This window comes from Sphaerisporangium sp. NPDC051017, assembly GCF_040683095.1.
GTDB lineage: Bacteria > Actinomycetota > Actinomycetes > Streptosporangiales > Streptosporangiaceae > Sphaerisporangium.
In genome coordinates this window covers 57,104-77,710 of sequence record NZ_JBFBCI010000015.1, presented here as the reverse complement: position 1 = coordinate 77,710, position 20,607 = coordinate 57,104, and the positions used below count along the sequence as shown (strand labels likewise).

The following is a 20,607-nucleotide window of genomic DNA, read 5'->3' as shown; positions in this document are numbered from 1 at the left end:
ACCAGAGCGCAACGATCGTCCCGCTTCAGGAAGAACGACCCCTACCGGACACCGCCCGCGACGGACGACGACCCCGAGTGAAGGTCAGTAGAGCCAGGCGTGCACTGGTCACCGAAAGGCCCAGCCAAAACCGGCGACCAGCATCAATTAACAAAGAACCAGCGACCAAGACCAGTAATCACCAGTAATACAGCAAGAACCAGCCTCACAACACAGCCAACACGCCGTTCACGAAGCCCGGAGCCCGACCACTCTGCCCCTGCCCGGCCGACCGTCGCACCTCATCCGGCTGACCGCCCTGCCCTGCCTGTCGGCTGGGGACCGGCTCAGGGGGCGTGGGTGGCGGTGGTCAGGTGGCCCGTCAGGTCGGAGGCGAGGATGGTGACGGCCATCCGGGCGATGTCGTCCGGTGAAGGGAGGGAGTCGCCGTGCCTCGGCTCCACCGGGGGCGTGCCGGTGTCCGTCAGGGTGACGCAGTTGACTTTGATGCCGAGGTCCGCCCATTCCTCCGCCAGGGCGCGGGTCAGGGCGGCCACGGCGGCGGCGGTGGACGAACGGAGGCTCGCGTTCACCCAGGCCCCCGCGGATGCGCCGAGGGTGGACAGCAGGAGGTGGCCGCGCGTCTCGCGCAGGTAGGGCAGGGACGCTCTGGCGATGGTGACCGGGCCGAGGTGGTCGACGGTGATGGCCTCGCGGACGGCCTCCTCGCCGACCTCGTCCAGCCCGCCGCCGTCCGCGGCCCCCACCACCGGGCCGGCGACATGCACCACGTGATCCACACGGCCGCTCCGCTTGGCCGCCTGTTCCAGGGCGTGCGCGACCGACGCCGGGTCCTCCACCCGTACCCCGCTCCCGCCAGGCCCCGTCGTCCGCGAGAACACGTGGACGGTGGCGCCGTACCCGGTCGCGAGGCCGGCGATCCGCGGGCCGATACCGGTGTCGTCGCCGCCGAAGACCACCACCGTCCTGCCCTCCAGGGCGCGCCGGCAGGCGTCGGGCCCGGCCGGGGCGGGCGCGGCGCGCGAGGCGAGCTCGATGAGCTTCTCGGCGATGTGGACGTCGACCGGATGCGTGACCTTCATGTTGCGCTCGCTGCCCGGCACGATGTGAATGGGGACGTCGGGGAGGTAGCGCAGCACCACGCCGCAGTCGTCCGTCGCCGGCCGTCCCGCGAAGTCCGGGTCGCGCCACGCCCGCTCGTACGCCTCCCGGATCACCGACAGCCGGAAGCCCTGCGGGGTCTGGACGCGCCGCAGCAGGGACCGGTCCGGGATCTCGCGGATGACCTCGCCGGAGGGGCCGGGAGCGGCCACCAGGATCGTGTCGGACGACGGGATCGCGACGTTGACCGCCGAATGCGTCCGCAGCGCCTTGACGCAGTCGGAAATGATGCGCGGCTCGACGAGCGGCCGGACCGCGTCGTGCAGGAGCACGTCGCACTCGTCGGTCCCGAGCGCCTGGAGGGCCCGCCAGGTGGACTCGGTGCGCGTGGCGCCGCCCTCGACGACCTGACGGACCTTGCGGAAGCCGCCCCGGGCGACGATGCGCTCGGCCTCGGCCGTGAAGCCGGGCGCCATCAGCACGACGACCTCGTCGATCTCGGGCGCGCGTTCGAAGACCGCCAGCGTGTGCTCGATGATCGTCCGCCCGCCGAGCTTGAGCAACTGCTTCGGCCTGCCGTGCCCCATGCGCCGGCCGACGCCTCCCGCGAGCACGACTCCCACGACCCGCCGCCGCACGTCTCCTCCAGTCACCGACCGCACCCTCTTCTCGTCAGTCCCAGTGTCGTGCACCGCCCGGCCCGAGCGGCACCGGACGGGCGTTTATCCAGGTCAGGGGGTGGTCGTCCGGGTCGGTTTGCTCAGGGCCGGGGGGCTGGTGAGGAAGCCCCAGCCCCAGGAGAGGTGCATGGTGGCGTAGACGATCGGGAGGCGGGCCAGGACGCTCGCGGGCAGGCCGCGGCCGGTCAGCACCGAGCCGGCGAGGATCGCCACGACGTAGGCCGCGGGGATGAGGATGGCGGGCCAGAAGAACGGGGACACCAGCAGGCCGAGGAGCATCGCGGCCACGGCGACCGGCGGCGCGAGGTAGCGCAGGTTGATCGTGCCCTCGTGGGTGCGGGCGACGACCCGGCGCCAGCGGCCGTAGTGGAAGTACTGCTTGGCGAGGGCCTTGACGCTCGGCCGGGGCCGGTAGGAGACGCGCATGCGCGGCTGGAACCACACCAGGCCGCCGGTCTCGCGGATGCGGTGGTTCATCTCCCAGTCCTGCGCGCGCTGGAAGTGCTCGTCGTAGCCGCCGACCCGCGCCAGGGCTTCACGGCGGAACACGCCGAGGTAGACGGTGTCGGCGGGCCCGGCCTCGCCTCCGGTGTGGAAGCGGGCGTTGCCCACGCCGATCTTGGACGTCATGGCGCACGCGACGGCCTTCTCGAACGGCGTGACGCCCTCGGCGGCCATGATGCCGCCCACGTTGTCCGCTCCGGTCGCTTCGAGCGTCTCGACCGCGACCTGGAGGTAGTCCTCCGGGAGCATGGCGTGGCCGTCGACCCGGGCGATGATCCCGTTGCGGGACGCCCCGATGGCGGCGTTGAGCGCGTTCGGCGTGCGTCCGGTGGGGTTGGGCACCACGACCACGCGGGGGTCCTCGGCCGCGAGGGCGTCGGCGACCTCCTGCGTGCGGTCCTGGGACGGGCCCACGGCGAGGACGACCTCGATCGGGCCGTCGTAGCGCTGCGCGAGCACCTGTCGTACGGCCTCACGCAGGTGGCGCTCCTCGTTGAGCACCGGCATGACGACCGAGATGGGCGGCCAGACGCGTGTGGTCCGGCTTGTTCGGGGCGAGTCGGGGAACTCCTTCATGGCGGCGCTCACGCTACTGTACGAGCGGGTGGGGACGGCAACCCACGGACGCGCGAAACGTCCTCACCGACGACGCGTTCTCGTCGACGAGGGGGACACCACGGTGAGCGACGACGATTCCGGCGTTGCCGTGGGCGCGGACTCCGGCGTCCAGGTGGGCGGCGACGCCTACGGCGGGGTGCGGCTCCCGCAGCGCCGTGGGAGGCGGTCGCGGGCCGGCGCGCGGGGCGTGATTGTGGCCGGGGCCCTGTCCACCATGGTGCTGGCCGGGTCGGGCGCTCTCTGGTTCTTCTCGACGTACGCGACGAGCCAAATCAAATCGGTCGACGCGGGGACGGCCGGGTCGGACGCGCGAGGCGCGATGAACATCCTGCTGGTGGGGGTGGACAAGCGCGACGATCTCACGCGGGAGGAGCAGAATCGGCTGCACCTCGGCCGCGAGGTGGGGCAGCGCAGCGACACGATGATGGTGATCCACCTGTCGGAGGACCACGACAAGGTCACCGTGGTCAGCCTGCCCCGGGACAGTTGGGTGAACATTCCCGGCAAGGGCACCCACAAGATCAACGCGGCGTACTCCCTCGGCGGCGCGCCACTGGCCGTCCGCACCGTGAGCGAGGCCACCGGGCTGAGCATCAACCACTACGTCGAGGTCAACGTGCTCGGCTTCATCAAGGTCGTGGACGCCCTCGGCGGCATCTCGGTCTGCACGCCCGTGGCCATCGACGACCAGCACACGAAGTTCAAGCTCGCGCCGGGGACGTACGAGCTCGACGGGGCGAAGGCGCTGTTCTACGCGCGCACCCGCGCCACCGCGCGCTCCGACCTCGACCGCATCGACCGCCAGCAGCAGGTGATCTCGGCGCTGCTGCACCGCGCGCTGAGCGGCGGCACCCTCGCCAACCCGGTGAAACTGACCGCGCTGGTCGGGTCGACGCTGCAGACGCTGACGGTGGACGACGCGCTGTCCAAGGACATGCTCGGGCTGGCCAACCAGCTCAAGGACGTCTCGACCGACGATGTCGCGTTCACCACCGTGCCGCTCGCGGACGTCAACTACAGGGCGCCCACCGGGGAGTCGGCGGTGCTGTGGGACAAGACGGCGGCCCGCGACCTGTTCCGGCGCATCGCCGACGACGAGCCGCTGGTCAAGCCCGCCGTCACCAAGTCCGCCACCCCCGGCCCGTCCGCGAACTCGTCCGCGTCCGCGTCGTCGGCGTCGTCGGCGTCGGCGTCGCCCTCGCCGGACTCGGCGGACGCCTCCGCCGGGAAGGACCTGACCGTGCCGCCGGAGCGCATCGCGGTGCGCGTGGTCAACGGCACGTCCATCACCGGCCTCGGCGCGCGGACCAAGGCGGACCTGCTGCGGGTGGGGTTCCAGGTGCCGTCCGCGCCGGGCGACACCGCGACCAGGAACTACACCGACTCCGTGGTCCGCTACCCGGCCGGGCGCGAGGACTCGGCGCGTACGGTCGCAGCCGCGATCCCCGGGGCCGAGATGCGCGAGGCCGACGTCGCGGGCGTCGAGGTGATCGTCGGCACGAAGTACTCGGGCGCGCGCAAGGTGACGGTCAAGGAGGCGGTCGCGTCCCCCTCGACCTCTCCCTCGGCCTCGGACGCCCCGGTGGCCAGGACGGCGACGCAGAACATCTGCAAGAAATGACCGGTCCGTCCCGGCTTGGCGTCACCAGGTCTTGCCGGTGATGAGCTCGTAGGCCTCGACGTAGCGGGCGCGGGTGGCCTCGACGATGTCGGCGGGGACCTCGGGGGCGGGGGCCTGCTTGTCCCAGCCCGTCCCTGCGGCCCAGTCGCGGACGAACTGCTTGTCGAAGCTGTGCTGTGGGCGCCCGGGCCGCCAGTCGGCGGCGGGCCAGAAGCGCGAGGAGTCGGAGGTCAGCAGCTCGTCGCCCAGCGTGAGCGTGCCGTCGGCGGACCGGCCGAACTCCAGCTTGGTGTCGGCGATGACGATGCCGCGCTCGGCGGCGATCTCGGCGCCGCGCCGGTAGACCTCCAGGGTGGCGCGGCGGAGCTCCTCGGCGGTCTCGGCGCCTTCCTGGGCGGTCACGTCGTCGAAGGTGATGAACTCGTCGTGCTCGCCGAGCGGGGCCTTGGTGGTGGGCGTGAAGATCGGCTCGGGCAGGCGTGAGCCCTCGACGAGGCCGGACGGCAGCGCGACTCCGGACACCGAGCCGCGCGCCTGGTACTCCTTCAGGCCGGAGCCGGTGAGGTAGCCGCGCGCGATGCACTCCACGGACACCATGTCGAGCCTGCGGCAGCGCACGGCCCGGCCCGCGAACTCCGGGGGGACGTCGGTGGCCGAGATCACATGGTTGGGCACGACGTCGGCGAGCTGCTCGAACCACCACAGCGACAGCCGCGTGAGGATCTTGCCCTTCTCGGGGATGGGGGTCGGCAGGATCACGTCGTAGACGGAGACGCGGTCGGAGGCGACGAGGACGATGTCCCCGCGGTCCTCGTAGACGTCCCGCACCTTCCCGGAGTGGAGAAGCTTCACCCTGCCCCCTGCTCTGCGATCCCAGGCGGCCCTCCCGCCTCCCCGGCCGCTCTCAGGCTACCGCCGCCCGGCCCGCCGCCATCCCCCAGCCCCCGTCCGCGACACCGGCGACTGTCATACCGCGAGCACGTCGATCTCCACGGAGGCCGCCGGGCGCCGTCACGTCCTCGGCGAGGCGCTGGAGGCGGCGGGCCTGGTCAACTATCCGACCGAGTGGTGGCACTGGTCCTACGGCAACCGCTACTGGGCCTACGTCACCGGGGCATCGGCCGCGCGGTACGGGCCGATGACGCTGGCCGATCTCTGATTCCGGCGGGGCGGACGTTCTACACGCCAAAGGTTCACAGGGCCCTTAAATTTCCACCTATTTCATTATTGAATTACGGTTGTCAAGACCCTAGAGTGATCCTGGATCATGGTATGGAACGCCGCCCCCCTCTCCACCACAGGCGGCTTCGCCATGCCGGGGAAATGAATAAGGAGGTTCAATGCGACCAGCATTGTCCGGGGAATCGTCCCCCGGTGGACCTCCGGTCAAGAGCCTGCACCGGTTCGGAAACCGTCCTTCGGGGCCCGCGCGCTCACCGCGATGATCATCGTTTTCCCCGGCGTCGCCTTCGCGGGCCCGCAGCCCGCCCTCGACTGGGCGGCTCCGTTCGGAAGTCCCGCCGCTCTTTCTTTCCCCGGAGAAGAACGATGTTCGCCTCTGGTTTTCCCGGATGTCGGGGTCATGATCTCGTGCGTTGGTTGATTACCGGCACCCTCACCGTCGACATACGCATTGCCAACGAGGAGCACGTGTTATGCGCTTCAGTTCTCCGTACCGCCTGGCCTCGGCGCTTGGGGTGGGTCTCGCCGTCACCGTTGGCGCGGGTGCCGCCCTGGCGCCGGGCGCGCTCGCCGCGCCCGGTGCTCCGGGTACCCGGCCGTCGTTCTGCCAGCACGACAATCGCAGCACGCCGTTCGCGCAGTACCTGTGTGCCAAGCCCGGTGACCTGCTCGATGTCCGCATCGGCGACGTGCACCCGACCCAGCCGTCGCTGGGTTATGACGAGGTGTACTACAAGCTCGGCCGCTACACCCTCGGCAAGGACGCGATCAACAAGAAGTTCGACGACTGGTGCGAGGCCGATGGCCGGGTGGCGGCGGCGTCGGCGTCGCCCGGCGCGCGCCTGAACGACCCGTCCTCGTTCACGTGCCGGCTCCCGGTCGGCGCGGAGACGGCGGACAGCATCGCCGTCATGAAGACCGTCGTGATCGGTCCCGGCGGCGAGCCGTTCCTCACCGATGGGCACCACACGCTCACCTCCTTCTTCGAGAGCCCCGATGGTGGCGCCGACCTGCACGTGCGACTGCGGGTGCAGGCCAACCTGAGCACCCTCACCCGTCAGGCCTTCTGGAACGAGATGCGGGCGAACAAGTGGGTGTGGCTGCGCGGCCCCAACGGCAACCCGGTCAAGGTGAACAAGCTGCCGACCAGCGTGGGGCTGGCCAACTTCACCGACGACAAGTACCGCAGCCTGCTCTACTTCGGCCGCGACATCGGCTATGCGCAGAACGGGCTGCCGTTCCAGGAGTTCTACTGGGGTAGCTGGGTCCGCGACGCCAAGCCGATCGACCTGGCCAACTGGAACCAGAACGACCACGGCAGCTACCTGGCCACCGTCAAGGCACTGACCGAGGCGATCACCGCATTGCCCAAGAACACCGTCGTCGACAACGGCTTCACCGCCGCCCAGCTGGGCGCGCTGGGCCAGTGGAACGACGGCAAGGCCGCCAATAAGGGCGAGTTCGACAAGCTGAGCAAGCCGTACTCCGACGCCAAGCCCGGCAAGCTGGCGTACGCGCTGGAGTACAAGCGGGTGCACGGCCTGGGCTGAGGCCTCCGGGGCGAGTACGGCCGGGCCGTCGAGCGATCATGCTCGACGGCCCGGCCGCTGCGGTGAACGTTGCGGTGCTGAGACTGACCCAGGGGGGCCGACCGCGTCGGCTAAGGCGCGGGCTCCACTTGGACGGCGATGGTGACCGGGTCGGAGATCATGCCCTTCCTCGTCGACGTGATCAGTGCGGTGTACCAACCCTCGGCGGTGAAGTCCACCTGGCTGAGGTCGACAGCGAGGGTGGCGCTACCCGGGTTGGTGCCGGCGCCGACGTCGTTGAGGAATGCGGCGTCGTCGGCCGGACCGTGGCCGACCTGGTAGGCGATCGTGTGCCTGTTCACCGTGACTGTTGGAGCCTTCGCCGGTGTCGGGCCGGTGGTCTTGCCACCGACGGCGAACGTCGTGACCGCCGCGGCGTGGTCGCTGGCCCAGGCGTTGCGGGCGACATTTGTGGCCGAGGGCCAGCCGACCGTCAACGTGTGTGCCTCCTCGACGTGCAGGGCACCGCGGGTGTAGTGGACGTAGTCGATGCGGTCCTGCGGTTCGGGCTGCCCGTTGCCGTTGATCGGGGTGACCGGTGACCAGGTGTTTCCGGGGTTGGCGGCGGGATCGGTGTTGGCCACCCGGAACGAGTCGGCCAGCCCGGCCTTGGTGAACACGTCCGGGACGGGCCAGTCGACAGCACCTGCGTCGCAGTGCGAACCCGATGTGGCAGCGGTCCAGTCGGCACCCGAGGGCGAGGCCAGGTCGCCGAGCAGTATCACCGGCACGCTGCGCTTCAGGTCGTCCTTCATCGCTTGTGCCACCGCCTGCGCCTGCGCGTACCGAGTGGTCGACTTCTCGTGCGAGATCAGGGTCCCCGGGGCGGTCACCCCGTCGAAGCAGGCGTTGTAGGGGCCGTAGTCGGACTCGTTGAGGTGGACGTCCCACACGTGGATCGGGTTGCCGTCAACGCTGATCGTCGCCGCGACTGCCGGCGTCGAGTTGGTCGGGTACACCCGCTTCGCGGTCGTGAACGGGTAGGACGAGACGATGCCGAGGTCACCGGCCCCGTGGACCTGCCAGCCCAGCGCGGTCCCGACGGACTGCGCCATGGCGTAGCCGCCGTCCTGGAACCCAACGACACCAATGCCCTGCGAGGCGATCACGGCCAGGTTCTTCCCGGCCGCGTCGGTGACGTGCCGGCCGTTGTCCCAGGCGTTCCACGACGCGGTCTGGATTCGCGGGGCCGCGTGCAGCGCCACGACCGGCACCTCAACGAGGATGCGCGAGGTCGTGGTCCCGTTGGTCGCCGACACCGTGATCTCGCCGGCATGTTGCGGCACCGTGTCGGGGGCGGTGCCCCTGACGGTGCCGTCCGCGCTCACACTGAGCCACTCGTCACCCGAGACCTTGCTGAACTGCGTCGGCGCCGCGCCGTTCCACAGCCCGACCAGCGGCTGACTGATCGCCGCCGTGACCGGCGCGCTCGGCAGGTGGAAGGTGTCGGTGACGAAACCCGCGGGCAGGCTCGACCACGAGCCCGGCTGCACCGACAGCTTGGTCCACTGTGCATACAACGTGACGGTGCCGCCCTGCTCGGCGGTCAGGTTGTTGACGGTGGCCATGTCCTCATAGACGACCGGGCCTGTCGCGGTGGTGCTCCACCCGGCGAAGCGGAAGTGTTCGCGGGCGGAGCCGTTCGGCGCAAGCGCCGCAGCGTGGTCGTAGGAGAACGAACTGTCGTCCGTTGTGCCCCCGTCGGCGCCGTTGCCGTCGTAGTGGACCGTGTAGGTGTTCGGCGCGAACTGCGGGGTGAGCGTCACGTCCGCTGCCGGCATGGTGAAGGTGTTGTTGGCATTCACCGTCAGGCCTGCCGGAGTCTCGACCTGCCAACCCGCGAGGTGATATCCAGTCGTCGGCGCCGGGGTGAGTGTCACGGTGCCGCCCGGGGTGACCGAGTCCGCTGAAGCGGTCGCGGTGCCGTGCGCACCGGTGCCGAACGAGACCAGGTGCTGCCCCGTGCCGCGCCAGCGTGCGTAGAGCGTGACAGTCGCCCCGTCGGCCACGGCGAGGTTCGACACGCTCTCCCCGTCGCGGTAGACCACCGGCCCGGTCGGGCTTGTCGCCCAGCCGACGAAGCCGGCGCTGGTACGGGTGTAGCTGTTCGCCGTGAGGGGCGTGGACTGGTCGTAACCGATCTTCTGGTCCGGAGTGGATCCGCCGTCCGCACCGTTGCCGATGAAGTGCACGGTATACACGTTCGGGTCGAAGGTCGCCCGCACTGACACGTCCGTGGTGGGCATCGCGAACGTGTTGTCCGAGCTGATCGTCAGACCCGACGGGCTCTGAACCTGCCAACCGGCGAAGTGGTAGCCCGTCGTCGCGTTCTGGGTGAGCGACACCTTCGTGCCCGGGCCGGTCGCGGCGAAGTTCGCCGATGCCGATCCGTGGCCGCCGCTGGTGACCGTGATCGAGCGGTAGTTGGCCGGATTCGTGGCGGCGTAGTCGTTGGCGATCTGGGTGGAACTGATCGGCTGGTCGTAGATGTTGAAGTCGTCGACCAGGCCGCTGGCCCAGGCATTGGGGTATTCGCCGGTGAGCGTCACACCGCGGCCATCGGTGCCGATCCGGAACGGCAGGCCACCGTCGAGCGGATTGGTCGTGGTGTACTTGAGGGTGCTTCCGACCTGGGCGCCGTTTTCATAGACCTTCAGGGTCTTGGCGGTGCTGTCGACGACGGCGCCGATGTAGACCCACTTACCCTTGATGTTGTCGAGGTTGGTGAGCCGGGCCGAGTTGCCGCCGATCAGCGCACTGAGCTGAGTGGTGCCGTTGAGGTTGTAGAGCAGCAGGCCACCGTAAGGGCCCGTACCCGACCGCCAGTCTTCGTTGCCGAAGATGGCGCCGTCCTCGCTGGCTTCCGTCTCGTACAGCCAGAACTGGACGGACACGCCGGTACTGCCGGGCTTGACGTTCGACGGTAGCGTGACGATCCGCGTGCCGCGGTAGAACTGCATCGCCTTGCCACTGATCCCGCTGGCATAGCCGGGCGTTCCCGTCCAGGTCGCGTTGTTGCCGTGGCCCGAGGAATCGACGACCGTGCTACCCGAGTCGTTGTCGAAGTCGTACGAGGCGACTGGCTGGACGTCTCCGGAAACCGTCGGCACCGATGCGCCGGCCGGCGTCGCCGACACGGTGAGCAGTGCGAACAGCATCGCACCGGCCGCGGTGACGGCGGTTGCCTTCCTTCCCCGCTTGATGTGCATTGTCGTCTCCTCAGATCGTCGCAACGCGGCCGGCGTAGCGCTGGGTCCAGCCGGTTCCGGTGTCGGCGGTGATGATCACGTCGTAGTAGCCGTTTTTGGTGGGCCACTCGACGACGGTCGACTTGCCGCCGGCCACCCGGAGGGTCTGGTTGCCGCCGAGGTAGTCGTTGGCCGTCAACGAGTAGCGCACCGACTGCGACCCGTCGTTGCGCAGCGTGATCTTGACCGTCGCGGCGGAGCCGGCCACGAGGTCGACGTCGACACGCGGGATCCCGATGTTGTTCTGGCCGGCGGGCACAACCTGGCCGGCGAAGGAGCGGACGAAGCCGTCGTGGCCGTAGACCGAGAAGGCGTACTTTCCGTCGGTCCGCGTGACGTCCCAGGTGTAGCTCTTCGTGGCGCCCTGGCCGACCGTTATCGCGGTGTTGGCGAACGCCTGGTACTTGTCCGGGAAGACCTGCATGCTCAGCGTCTTGCCGGACGCGCCGCCATGAATGGACAGGTCTGCGCGGACGGTGCCGTTGACGCGGTCTTCGACGAGCACGCCGTGGCCGTGGAAGGGCAGCGGCAGGGGCTTGAGCTGCCCCGCGGGGTAGGTCGGCACGCTGGACGTGCTGAGCGTCAGCGGCTTGACGATCGGGCGAGTGAAGTCGATCGCGCTGGTGAGGTCGCCGCTGATACCGCGGCGCCATCCGCTGATCGTGGTGCTCATTGCCGGCGTGCCACGGTACGCCGTCCACGTCTCGAGGAAGCGGACGACGGAGGTGTGGTCGAAGACCTCCGAGTTGACCCAGCCGCCACGCGTCCACGGCGACACCAGAATCATCGGCACCCGAGGGCCATAGCCGATCGGGGTGCTGCCGGCCCACTCAGCCGGCTCGCCCGGTTCGGGACGCGGCGGCAGGACGTGGTCGAACGCGCCATCGTTCTCGTCGTAAGTGATGATCAGCAGCGTCGACTTCCAGAGCTCCTCGTTGGCCTGGAGGGTGTCGATCACCTTCTTGACGAATCGGCCGCCGTCACCCGGACCTGCCGCCGGGTGCTCGGACCAGGCGTAGGGCGCGACGATGTACGACACGTCCGGCAACGGGTACTGCGCGTCGGGTCGGCACGCGGCAATGAACTCCCTCAGCACGCCGACGAGGTTCGTGTCGGAGTTGTTGTTCGGGACACCGGTCGAGGCGTACGGGAACGAGTTGGCGCGCCACACCAGGCCGGTGCCGGGAGCGGTTTTGATCGGGTCGTTGAGGTTCGCGCTCGACGGGGTGAACGCGGCGAAGCCGCGGATCGGGTTGTCGGTGTAGTCGCCGACCCAGCTGTCACCGTTGTTGGTGTTGTCGACATAGATCCGCCAACTGACGCCCGCCGCCTGCATGGCCTCCGGGTAGGTCGGCCAGGCGCGGTTGCCGGAAGACTCGCCACCGTTGTTCGTCACGCCGTTCGAGGTTCCCGTCCAGAGGAACAACCGATTCGGGGTGGTCGGGCCAGGTACCGAGCAGAAGCTCATGTCGCAGACCGTGAACTCCTGCGCCAGCGTCGCATGCACCGGCACCTCGTTCAGGTAGTAGTAGTGCAGGCTGTTGCTGCCCTTGTCCGGCACCCAGGTGTTCCAGCGGCCGCCGTTCGCGCCGTACAAGTTGTGGTCGAACCCGTAGTTGCTGGCGGAGTGGAACGGCGTGACCACCTTGGAGCCGTTCGGCTGCTGGAAAACGGTCGTCCCGTCCTGGAAGCGCAGGGCCTGCTTGTCGTAGTGACCGCGCACGCCCGGCAGCTGACCGAAGTACTGGTCAAACGGGCGGTTCTCCTGCATGAGGATCACGACATGCTTCAGATCGGCCAGCGTCCCGGTGAAGCCCTCGGGCAGCACATAGTCGGCCGACGGCAACGGACCAGGTGACTTCACCGGCGCCGCTGCGGCCGGATCAGCGCCACCCACCGCAACGCCACCGACCGCCGCGGCCCCGGCGGCGAAGCCAAGGCCCTTGAGCACCCGCCGGCGTGTCGGCCGGAAGCCACTACCCCCGGCGGAGGCTCGACCCTCGCCATCCCCGGCGGCGCCGATGTAGCCGGGATCCTCTGTGGACATGGCGGTACCCCTTCTAACGCGATCGAAAACTCGGCGCAGTTCACCATTTGAAGTTGAACGGACGGGCGACCGCGAGTTCACCATGGCCGATCTCTCGACGAATATCTCCCGAGATGCGTGGTAACTACGCATTAGGCCGTCGGCGATCCGTTTGTCACCATTCGCGACCGGGAGAAGAGCGGGGACCGGTTCGTCACCCTGCGATCGGGCACCCAAGACGCGGTGAACACCTTCTCCATGCGCTCACAGGAAAAGGCCTGCCTGTGCGAGACCGTCAGGATGGCCGAGCGGCTCGGGCTCAGGCACGTCGGTTCCCGGCCTGATCTGGAAGGAGGCGATGACCGAGGCGGTGCGAGAGACACAGGAGACCGGCTTCGCCCGGCCGGACGCCGCGCGCTTCGGCGGCTGCCGCGACGCCTGCCCGAACCGGCTCTCACGGAACAGGTACGGAACCGTGATCGTTCAGAGGTCCCGTCCGGACACAGCGAACCCCGCCTCCCCAGCATGGGAGGCGGGGTTTCTGCATGTCAGGGGCTACTTGAGGAGCTGGCGAGCCATGACCATGCGCTGGATCTGGTTGGTGCCCTCGTAGATCTGGGTGATCTTGGCGTCGCGCATCATGCGCTCCACCGGGTAGTCGCGGGTGTACCCGTAACCACCGAGGAGCTGGACGGCGTCGGTGGTGATCTCCATCGCGGCGTCGGAGGCGGCGCACTTGGCGGCGCTGGAGAAGAAGGTCAGGTCCGTGACCTTCTCGCCGTGCATGGCGGCCTCGGACTTGGCCGCGGCGGCGTAGGTGAGCTGGCGGGCGGCCTCGAGCTTCATCGCCATGTCGGCGATCATGAACTGGAGCCCCTGGAACTCGGCGATCGGCCTGCCGAACTGCTTGCGCTCCTTGACGTAGCCGATGGCGTAGTCGAGGGCGCCCTGGGCGATGCCGAGCGCCTGGGCGGCGATGGTGATCCGGGTGTGGTCCAGGGTCGCGAGGGCTGTCTTGAAGCCTGTGCCCTCCTCGCCGATCATGCGGTCCGCGGGGACGCGCACGTTCTCCAGGATGACCTGGCGCGTGGGCGACCCCTTGATGCCGAGCTTCTTCTCCTTGGCGCCGAAGCTCACGCCCTCGTCGTCCTTCTCGATGACGAAGGCCGAGATGCCCCGGGCCCCGGCGGCGGGGTCGGTGACGGCCATGACCGTGTAGAACTCCGAGACACCCGCGTTGGTGATCCACATCTTGGTGCCGTTCAGCACGTAGTGGTCGCCGTCCCGGACGGCCCGGGTCTTCATCGCGGCGGCGTCGGAGCCGGCCTCCGGCTCCGACAGGGCGTAGGAGAACATGCCCTCGCCGCCGGCCACGCGCGGCAGGTAGCGCTGTTTGAGGTCCTCGGAGGCCGACAGCAGCAGCGGCACGGTGCCGAGCTTGTTGACCGCCGGGATGAGGGAGGAGGACGCGCACGCCCGCGCGACCTCCTCGATGACGATCGCGGCGGCGAGCGCGTCGGCTCCGGCGCCGCCATACTGCTCGGGGATGTGGACGGCGTGCAGGTCGGCGGCCACCAGCGCCTTGTACGCCTCCCACGGGAACTCTGCGTTCTCGTCCACGGAGGCGGCGTGTGGGGCGATCTTCTCGTCGGCGAGCGCCCGAACGGTCTCGCGGAGCATGCGGTGCTCGTCACCGGGTGCGTACAGAGGGAAGCTCATAGACAAATAGTAGGACGTCCAACAATACGGGGACCGAACAGGGGTATATGGATAGCACCCTGGTGAAATGTCCGGTTTGTTCTGTTGCGGGAGCCAGGGGGGCCGGTAACATGCCTCGGCAACGTAACGGTAAAGATGGGGTCGACAGAGGAACATGGAGGGAGCACGCTCGTGTCCTATCGCCTGACGGTCCTGGGGACCGGATACCTGGGTGCCACACACGCGGCGTGCATGGCCGCTCTGGGGTTCGAAGTGCTCGGCCTGGACGTCGATCCGGGCAAGGTCGCCAGCCTGTCCGCGGGTGAGCTCCCCATCCACGAGCCGGGTCTGGAGGACATCCTCCGTCAGGGCCTCGCCTCCGGACGGCTCCGCTTCACCACCTCCTACGAGGAGGCGGCCGAGTTCGGCGACGTCCACTTCGTATGCGTGGGCACGCCGCAGAAGAAGGGCGAGTACGCGGCGGACGTCTCGTACCTCGACGCGGTGGTCGAGTCCCTCGCCCCGCACCTCACCCGCGAGTGCGTGGTCGTCGGCAAGTCGACCGTGCCCGTGGGCACCGCCCAGCGCCTCGCCGACAAGCTCGTACGCCTCGCCCCCGCCGGGGAGCTGGTCGAGCTGGTATGGAACCCCGAGTTCCTGCGCGAGGGCTTCGCCGTCCAGGACACCATGCGCCCCGACCGCATCGTGCTCGGCGTCGTCTCCGACAAGGCCGAGAAGGTCATGCGGGAGGTCTACGAGCCCATGCTGGCGGAGGGCACCCCGCTGATCATCACCGACTACCCGACCTCCGAGCTGGTCAAGGTCGCCGCCAACGCCTTCCTGGCCACCAAGATCTCCTTTATCAACGCCATGGCCGAGGTCTGCGAGGCCGCGCACGCCGACGTCAAGGACCTGTCGCTGGCGCTGTCCTTCGACGAGCGCATCGGCGGCCGGTTCCTCAACCCGGGCCTCGGCTTCGGCGGCGGCTGCCTGCCCAAGGACATCCGGGCGTTCATGGCCCGCGCGGGCGAGCTGGGCGCCGACCAGGCGCTCACCTTCCTGCGCGAGGTCGACGCGATCAACATGCGCCGCCGCGCCCGCATGGTGGACCTGGCGCGCGAGCTCGCCGGAGGCTCGTTCCAGGGCTGCACGGTCGCGGTGCTCGGGGCGGCGTTCAAGCCCAACTCCGACGACATCCGCGACTCCCCGGCGCTCGACGTCGCCGTGAAGATCCGCGAGCAGGGCGGCGACGTCACCGTCTACGACCCGGTGGCGCTCGGCAACGCGCGCAAGGCCCACCCCACGCTCGGGTTCGGCACCTCGGCCCTGGACGCGGCCAAGGGCGCGCACGTCGTGCTGCTGCTGACCGAGTGGCAGGAGTTCATCGACCTCGACCCCGAGGAGCTCGGCGCGGTCGTGTCCGCCCGCAAGATCGTGGACGGCCGCAACGCGCTGGACGCCGAGACCTGGCGCGCCTCGGGCTGGCACTACCGCGCGCTCGGCCGCCCATAGCCGGGCCGCCCCAGGAACGCCACAGGGCCGCTCCCGTCCGGGGGGCGGCCCTTTCTCGTGGCCGTCAGGCCGGGTACACGTCGACTTCCAGGGCCGAGGCTTCGGCGTCGGCTCCCGGATCGCCCTCGGCGGGCCGTCAGCCGCCCAGGCCGGCGGTCTCGGCGCGCAGCCGCTCGCCCTTGGCGTGGGCCTGGTCCCGCAGGTCCGCCTGGAAGGCGGTCATCTTCGCCCGCAGGCGCTCGTCGGAGGCGGCCAGGACGCGCACGGCCAGCAGCCCCGCGTTGCGCGCGCCGCCGACCGCGACCGTCGCCACCGGCACCCCGGCGGGCATCTGGACGATCGACAGCAGCGAGTCCATGCCGTCGAGGTACTTCAGCGGGACCGGCACGCCGATCACCGGGAGCGGGGTCACCGAGGCCAGCATGCCGGGCAGGTGGGCGGCTCCCCCGGCCCCGGCGATGATGACGCGCAGGCCCCGCCCGGCGGCCTCCTCGCCGTAGGCGATCATCTCGCGGGGCATGCGGTGGGCCGAGACGACGTCGGCCTCGAAGGGGACGCCGAACTCCGCGAGCGCCTCGGCGGCGAGCCGCATCACGGGCCAGTCGGAGTCGCTGCCCATCACTATGCCGACCAAGGGGCCGACCAGAGGGCCGACCAAGGGGCCGACCTGGGGTGTGCCCGGCATCAGACGTACTCTCCCGTGGCGAGGTGGACGGCGGCGTGGCGGGCGCGGGCGCGCACCTCGTCCAGGTCGGTGCCGAGCGCGGTGACGTGCCCGATCTTGCGCCCCGGCCGGACCTCCTTGCCGTAGAAGTGGATCTTCACGCCGGGGTCGTGCGCCATGACGTGCTCGTAGCGGGCGAACACGTCGGGGTCGGCCCCGCCGAGGACGTTGGCCATGACCACGACGGGCGCGGCGGGGGCGGGCGAGCCGAGCGGCAGGTCGAGCACCGCGCGCAGGTGCTGCTCGAACTGCGAGGTGCGGGCGCCCTCGATCGTCCAGTGGCCGCTGTTGTGCGGGCGCATGGCCAGCTCGTTGACCACGAACCGGCCGCCGGGAAGCTGGAACATCTCGACGGCCAGCAGCCCGGTCACCCCCAGCTCGTTGGCGATCTTGAGGGCGACGTGCTGGGCGTGGGCCGCGTCTTCCGGGTCCAGGCCCGGAGCGGGGGCGATGACCTCGACGCAGATGCCGTCCTTCTGGACGGTCTCGACGACCGGGTAGCTGACGCCCTGGCCGTGCGGCGAGCGGGCGACCAGCACGGCCACCTCGCGCTCGAACGGGACGAACGCCTCGGCGATGAGCGGAGTGCCGGAGGCCGGCACCCCGGCGGCCTCGGCGGCCGACGCGCAGACCCACACGCCACGGCCGTCGTACCCGCCGCGCGTGGCCTTGAGCACGACCGGCCAGCCGTGCTCCTTGCCGAAGCCCTCGACGTCCTCGGCGGTGGACACGCGGGCCCACGCCGGGCAGGGCGCGCCGATCGCGGTGAGGCGCTCGCGCATCACCGACTTGTCCTGGGCGTGCACCAGCGCCTCGGCTCCCGGGCGCACGGCCACGCCACGCGCCGTCAGTGCCTCGAGGTGGCCGGTCGGGACATGCTCGTGGTCGAAGGTGATCACGTCGCAGCCCTCGGCGAAGGCCTGGAGCACGGCGAGGTCGCGGTAGTCGCCAAGGCGCGTCCCGGCGATCACCCGGGCGGCGCTCTCGTCGAAGGAGTTGGCGAGGACGCGCAGCTCGACGCCGAGCGCGATGGCCGCCTGCTGGGTCATCCGGGCGAGCTGGCCCGCCCCCACCATGCCGACGACGGGGCCGACGACGGGGCCGATGGGAGGCACTTCCCTGCTGGTCGCTTCACTGGTCACAAGCCCAAACCCTACCGAGCGCGCTCAGGTGGCCGTGATGTCGGCCGGCCGGACGCAGCACGCTGGGAGCCGCCTCTCCAGGGCACACCATTGCGGACCGCGGCGCGGCGTAGCGCACCGCACCGGTTACAAGCCGTTAAAGTCCGGATATTTCACACAACAGTATTTATGAGAGGTCTGCGGACTCGACGCGAGGCTTACCTCGGCACCGGTAACCTGAAGGGGTTTTCGACCCCAGGAAGGACCAGTTGTGCAGCTCATACGTCGCTTGTATGACCGGTTCTCCTCGTTGTTGCACGAGGTCGCGAAGTTCGGAGCGGTCGGCGCCGTCGCGTTCGTCGTCGACTTCGGCGGCACCAACCTCATGCGGTACGGCGTCCAGCTCGGGCCGCTGACCTCCAAGGTCGTCGCCACCGTCGTGGCCGCCACGTTCGCCTACCTCGCCAACCGGTTCTGGACCTGGCGGCACCGCGAGCAGACGGGCCTGGCGCGCGAGTACTTCCTGTTCTTCGTGCTCAACGGCATCGGCCTGCTGATCTCGCTGCTGATCATCGGCTTCGTCGAGTACATGCTGGCGATGACCGACCCGCTGAGCTACAACATCTCGATCATCATCGGCACCGCCCTCGGCACGCTGTTCCGGTTCTGGTCGTACAAGAAGTGGGTCTTCCTCCCGCCCGGCCTGCCCCCGGTCGACCCGCACACCGGCCTTCCCGAGACCGCCGAGCCCCCGCGCTCCACCGCCGGCGGGGTCACGTTCCAGGCCTTCGACCCGGCCCCGGCGAAGACCGTCAACGGCAAATCCCCCCGTCCGGGCTCCGGCACGCCGTCCTCGCGCCCGTAACACCTCGCCCCCATAACGGACGACGGCCCTCACGCGGGCCCGCTCACCACGCGGTGGCGCGCGTTCTCGTCGGCCGGGCGCAGGAACAGGGCGAACACCGCCGGTCGCGGCCGGACCAGCTCCAGGCGCCCGCCGTCGGAGGCGGTCAGCGCCCGCGCCAGCGTCAGCCCCAGCCCGGTCCCGCCGGCGCCGCTGACGTTGCGGTCGAACACCCGGGCCCGCAGGTGCTCGGGGATACCCTGCCCCTGGTCGGCGACCTCGATCACGACCGATCTGTCGCCGTTGCCCGTCGTGATCGTCACCGGGCCGTCGCCGTGCTCCAGGGAGTTCTCCAACAGCGTCGAGACCACCTGGCTCAGCCCGCCCTTGCTGACCAGCGCGCGCAGGCCACGGGCCCCGTCCAGGTGCAGCGTGCGCCGGGACCTGCGGAACGCGGGCTCCCACTCGGTGATCTGCTGGCGCAGCACCTCGTCCAGGCTGATCGCCTCCGCCTGGGCATGGCGCTGCCGCCGGGCGGCGGCCAGCAGCTCGTCGATCACCGCCGTGAGCCGCTCGGCCTGGACGATGGCCGCCTCGCCCTCCTCGCGGACGATCGCCGGCTGGTCGGCCGCGGCCACGATCTCCTCCAGGCGCATGGTGAGCCCGGTGAGCGGGGTGCGGAGCTGGTGGGAGGCGTCCGTGGCGAACTCCCGCTCGCGGCTCAGCAGCTCGGCGAGGCGGGTGGCGCTGCGGTCCAGCACCTCGGCGACCCCGTCCAGCTCCGGTACGCCGTACCGGTGCCGGCTCGGCCTGGCCTCGCCGGAGCCCAGCCGCTCCGCCATCCTCGCCAGATCCTGGAGCGGCAGGGTCAGCCGGCGGGACTGCACGACGGCGAGCGACACCGCGACCGCGAGGGCCAACCCGGCGAGGGCGACGATGAGCATGAGCCATCCCCGGATGTTCCGCTCTACCTGGGCTCGGTCCCTAGATATGCGGACATAGACCCCGCTCTCCGAGTGGGTCTCCTCGGTCATCTGCCGATCGGGGGGCGGCTCCGTACCGACGATGACGGTCGGGCTGTTGCGGATGAAGATCTGGACGTATCTGTTCGGATACTGCCGCTGCAGCTCTTCGGGATCGATCGGGCGATCCTCGATACGGGCGTATTCCACCTGGCTGAGCAGCAGCGTCGCCTGTGCCCGGAGCTGCTGGACCGCCTCGTCGTCGATGAGACGAGTGACCACCAGCCCGAGTGGGACGCCCAGGAGCAAGACCGCGATGGCCGCGACCACCAAGGTCGAGGACAGCAACCTACGGCGCATCTAGCTGGATGCTATTCGCGCTCGAATCGGAAGCCGACCCCGCGAACCGTCGTGATGTAACGCGGCTTGGCGGCGTCGTCCCCCAGCTTGCGGCGCAGCCACGAGATGTGCATGTCGAGTGTCTTGGTCGAACCCCACCAGTTGGTGTCCCAGACCTCGCGCATGATCTGCTCGCGCGTGACGACCTTGCCGGCGTCACGGACGAGCACACGCAGGAGGTCGAACTCCTTGGTGGTGAGATGCAGCTCCTTGTCTCCCATCCAGGCACGCCGCGAGTCGGCGTCGATGCGCACGCCCTGGACCACGGGGGTCTCGGACGTGCCGCGCCGCAGCAGCGCCCGCACGCGGGCGAGCAGCTCGGCGAGCCGGAAGGGCTTGGTGACATAGTCGTCGGCCCCGGCGTCGAGGCCGACCACTGTGTCGACCTCGTCCACGCGAGCCGTCAGGATGAGCACGGGCGTGCCGTGCCCTTCAGCGCGAATTCGACGGGCGACCTCCAGCCCGTCCATTTCCGGTAGGCCGAGGTCGAGCACTATGAGGTCGACGCCCCCGGACAGAGCCCTCTCCAGGGCCTGCGGGCCGTCAGGGCTCACCTCCACCTGGTAGCCCTCACGGCGCAGCGCGCGCGCCAGGGGCTCGGAGATCGAGGTGTCATCCTCGGCGAGAAGTACGCAGGTCATAAAGCGATCGTAGGACCTTAGGCGATCGTTTCCCGGGTACAGCGCGCGGTTTGACTCGTCGTTGACCCACCAATTGACCTGGGCAAACACGGCGAAACCTGGATGAGCTCACCCGCAGTGCCCTCACACATCCGCTG

General features: G+C 69.7%; 15 protein-coding genes. 5 read left to right on the top strand and 10 right to left on the bottom strand.

Annotated features, from left to right (window positions below; genetic code table 11):
* Positions 1 to 326: 326 nt before the first annotated feature.
* Together AB0M95_RS15445 and AB0M95_RS15440 are read right to left on the bottom strand one after the other, a co-directional pair.
* A complete protein-coding gene (locus AB0M95_RS15445) occupies positions 327 to 1,754 on the bottom strand; it encodes a bifunctional cytidylyltransferase/SDR family oxidoreductase (RefSeq protein WP_363764159.1) in 1,428 nt (475 codons plus the stop codon).
* A gap of 78 nt (positions 1,755 to 1,832) precedes the next feature.
* Positions 1,833 to 2,861, bottom strand: a complete 1,029-nt coding sequence (locus AB0M95_RS15440; RefSeq protein ID WP_363764274.1) for a glycosyltransferase family 2 protein — start codon at positions 2,859 to 2,861, stop codon at positions 1,833 to 1,835.
* Positions 2,862 to 2,964: 103 nt separating this feature from the next.
* Here AB0M95_RS15440 and AB0M95_RS15435 point away from each other — a divergent pair, with 103 nt between their 5' ends.
* Positions 2,965 to 4,524, top strand: a complete 1,560-nt coding sequence (locus AB0M95_RS15435) for an LCP family protein (protein WP_363764156.1) — start codon at positions 2,965 to 2,967, stop codon at positions 4,522 to 4,524.
* Between the two features lie 21 nt (positions 4,525 to 4,545).
* Here AB0M95_RS15435 and AB0M95_RS15430 read toward each other — a convergent pair whose 3' ends face one another.
* Complete coding sequence (locus AB0M95_RS15430) at positions 4,546 to 5,376, bottom strand: phosphoribosylaminoimidazolesuccinocarboxamide synthase (RefSeq protein WP_363764153.1); 831 nt, start codon at positions 5,374 to 5,376, stop codon at positions 4,546 to 4,548.
* Between the two features lies 1 nt (position 5,377).
* Between AB0M95_RS15430 and AB0M95_RS15425 the strand changes: the two genes are divergently transcribed.
* Positions 5,378 to 5,683 (top strand): M15 family metallopeptidase, encoded by a 306-nt coding sequence (locus AB0M95_RS15425; protein ID WP_363764271.1) that lies wholly within the window; start codon positions 5,378 to 5,380, stop codon positions 5,681 to 5,683.
* A 496-nt stretch (positions 5,684 to 6,179) separates the two neighbouring features.
* Positions 6,180 to 7,256, top strand: coding sequence for a ParB/Srx family N-terminal domain-containing protein (locus AB0M95_RS15420; RefSeq protein ID WP_363764150.1), 1,077 nt, complete (start codon positions 6,180 to 6,182; stop codon positions 7,254 to 7,256).
* Positions 7,257 to 7,366: 110 nt separating this feature from the next.
* Here AB0M95_RS15420 and AB0M95_RS15415 read toward each other — a convergent pair whose 3' ends face one another.
* From AB0M95_RS15415 to AB0M95_RS15405, 3 genes are all read right to left on the bottom strand, one after another.
* Positions 7,367 to 10,504 carry an InlB B-repeat-containing protein gene (locus tag AB0M95_RS15415; protein ID WP_363764148.1) on the bottom strand — a complete coding sequence of 1,046 codons (3,138 nt, stop codon included), beginning with the start codon at positions 10,502 to 10,504 and terminating at the stop codon, positions 7,367 to 7,369.
* Positions 10,505 to 10,514: 10 nt separating this feature from the next.
* Positions 10,515 to 12,590, bottom strand: coding sequence for an alkaline phosphatase family protein (locus AB0M95_RS15410; protein ID WP_363764145.1), 2,076 nt, complete (start codon positions 12,588 to 12,590; stop codon positions 10,515 to 10,517).
* A gap of 534 nt (positions 12,591 to 13,124) precedes the next feature.
* The gene (locus AB0M95_RS15405) at positions 13,125 to 14,288 is read right to left on the bottom strand and encodes an acyl-CoA dehydrogenase family protein (RefSeq protein WP_363764142.1); all 1,164 of its coding nucleotides are present in this window, start codon (positions 14,286 to 14,288) and stop codon (positions 13,125 to 13,127) included.
* A gap of 171 nt (positions 14,289 to 14,459) precedes the next feature.
* Between AB0M95_RS15405 and AB0M95_RS15400 the strand changes: the two genes are divergently transcribed.
* Complete coding sequence (locus tag AB0M95_RS15400; protein ID WP_363764139.1) at positions 14,460 to 15,779, top strand: UDP-glucose/GDP-mannose dehydrogenase family protein; 1,320 nt, start codon at positions 14,460 to 14,462, stop codon at positions 15,777 to 15,779.
* A 136-nt stretch (positions 15,780 to 15,915) separates the two neighbouring features.
* Here the strand turns inward: AB0M95_RS15400 and purE are convergent, their stop codons facing one another.
* Complete coding sequence (gene purE / locus AB0M95_RS15395; RefSeq protein ID WP_363764136.1) at positions 15,916 to 16,464, bottom strand: 5-(carboxyamino)imidazole ribonucleotide mutase; 549 nt, start codon at positions 16,462 to 16,464, stop codon at positions 15,916 to 15,918.
* A complete protein-coding gene (locus AB0M95_RS15390) occupies positions 16,464 to 17,609 on the bottom strand; it encodes a 5-(carboxyamino)imidazole ribonucleotide synthase (protein ID WP_363764268.1) in 1,146 nt (381 codons plus the stop codon). Before AB0M95_RS15390 ends, purE begins: the two co-directional genes overlap by 1 nt.
* A gap of 286 nt (positions 17,610 to 17,895) precedes the next feature.
* Here AB0M95_RS15390 and AB0M95_RS15385 point away from each other — a divergent pair, with 286 nt between their 5' ends.
* On the top strand, positions 17,896 to 18,489 hold the full coding sequence (locus AB0M95_RS15385; protein WP_363764133.1) for a GtrA family protein: 594 nt from the start codon (positions 17,896 to 17,898) through the stop codon (positions 18,487 to 18,489).
* Positions 18,490 to 18,518: 29 nt separating this feature from the next.
* On the opposite strand, the gene AB0M95_RS15380 is transcribed toward AB0M95_RS15385, so the two are convergent.
* Positions 18,519 to 19,790, bottom strand: coding sequence for an ATP-binding protein (locus tag AB0M95_RS15380; RefSeq protein ID WP_363764130.1), 1,272 nt, complete (start codon positions 19,788 to 19,790; stop codon positions 18,519 to 18,521).
* 11 nt (positions 19,791 to 19,801) lie between these two features.
* A complete protein-coding gene (locus AB0M95_RS15375; RefSeq protein ID WP_030451323.1) occupies positions 19,802 to 20,470 on the bottom strand; it encodes a response regulator transcription factor in 669 nt (222 codons plus the stop codon).
* Positions 20,471 to 20,607: the final 137 nt, after the last annotated feature.

Excerpts from the sequence above, each read along its gene's own strand:
- AB0M95_RS15440 (WP_363764274.1), bottom strand. The coding sequence starts at position 2,861 with ATGAAGGAGTTCCCCGACTCGCCCCGAACAAGCCGGACCACACGCGTC.
- AB0M95_RS15420 (WP_363764150.1), top strand. The coding sequence starts at position 6,180 with ATGCGCTTCAGTTCTCCGTACCGCCTGGCCTCGGCGCTTGGGGTGGGT.
- AB0M95_RS15415 (WP_363764148.1), bottom strand. The coding sequence starts at position 10,504 with ATGCACATCAAGCGGGGAAGGAAGGCAACCGCCGTCACCGCGGCCGGT.
- AB0M95_RS15410 (WP_363764145.1), bottom strand. The coding sequence starts at position 12,590 with ATGTCCACAGAGGATCCCGGCTACATCGGCGCCGCCGGGGATGGCGAG.
- AB0M95_RS15405 (WP_363764142.1), bottom strand. The coding sequence starts at position 14,288 with ATGAGCTTCCCTCTGTACGCACCCGGTGACGAGCACCGCATGCTCCGC.
- purE (WP_363764136.1), bottom strand. The coding sequence starts at position 16,464 with ATGCCGGGCACACCCCAGGTCGGCCCCTTGGTCGGCCCTCTGGTCGGC.
- AB0M95_RS15380 (WP_363764130.1), bottom strand. The coding sequence starts at position 19,790 with ATGCGCCGTAGGTTGCTGTCCTCGACCTTGGTGGTCGCGGCCATCGCG.
- AB0M95_RS15375 (WP_030451323.1), bottom strand. The coding sequence starts at position 20,470 with ATGACCTGCGTACTTCTCGCCGAGGATGACACCTCGATCTCCGAGCCC.